Consider the following 749-nt stretch of genomic DNA (forward strand, 5'->3'; position numbering starts at 1 on the left):
GCGGACCTGACGTATGTTGCCACACAGGAGGGATGGTTGTACCTCGCTGGCATCAAAGATGTTTATACGTGCGAAATTGTCGGCTACGCCATGGGAGAGCGCATGACAAAAGAGCTGACAGGTAAAGCCCTGTTTATGGCGCTCAGGAGCCAGCGCCCACCTGCCGGGCTAATCCACCACTCTGATCGAGGTTCACAGTACTGCGCATACGATTACCGGGTCATACAGGAGCAGTCTGGTCTGAAAACATCAATGTCGCGTAAAGGTAACTGTTACGACAACGCTCCGATGGAAAGCTTCTGGGGAACGCTGAAAAATGAGAGCCTGAGCCACTATCGTTTTAATAACCGGGATGAAGCCATCTCAGTAATACGGGAATACATTGAGATTTTCTACAATCGTCAGCGTCGTCACTCTCGTCTGGGGAATATCTCCCCGGCAGCCTTCAGGGAAAAATATCATCAGATGGCTGCTTAAAAAAAGAACAAATGGTAGTGTCCGCTATTGCCAGTACACCTCACTGTGGTCACACTCTGCCAAGTGTTCGGGGTTCATCGCAGCAGCTACAGATACTGGAAAAACCGTCCTGAAAAACCAGACGGCAGACGGGCTGTATTACGCAGTCAGGTACTTGAGCTACATGGCATCAGCCATGGTTCGGCCGGAGCAAGAAGCATCGCCACAATGGCAACCCGGAGAGGCTACCAGATGGGACGCTGGCTTGCTGGCAGGCTCATGAAAGAGCTGGG

2 pseudogenes are annotated in these 749 nt (G+C 51.8%); both read left to right on the top strand.

Annotation, left to right across the window (positions count from 1 at the left end):
• Positions 1-477, top strand: a pseudogene (locus BGK49_RS27670) (IS3-like element IS600 family transposase); the annotation flags it as partial.
• A 45-nt stretch (positions 478-522) separates the two neighbouring features.
• Positions 523-749 (top strand): annotated as a pseudogene (locus BGK49_RS27675) (IS3 family transposase); the annotation flags it as partial.

Source organism: Shigella sp. FC1544, from assembly GCF_001722145.1.
Lineage (GTDB): Bacteria > Pseudomonadota > Gammaproteobacteria > Enterobacterales > Enterobacteriaceae > Escherichia > Escherichia coli.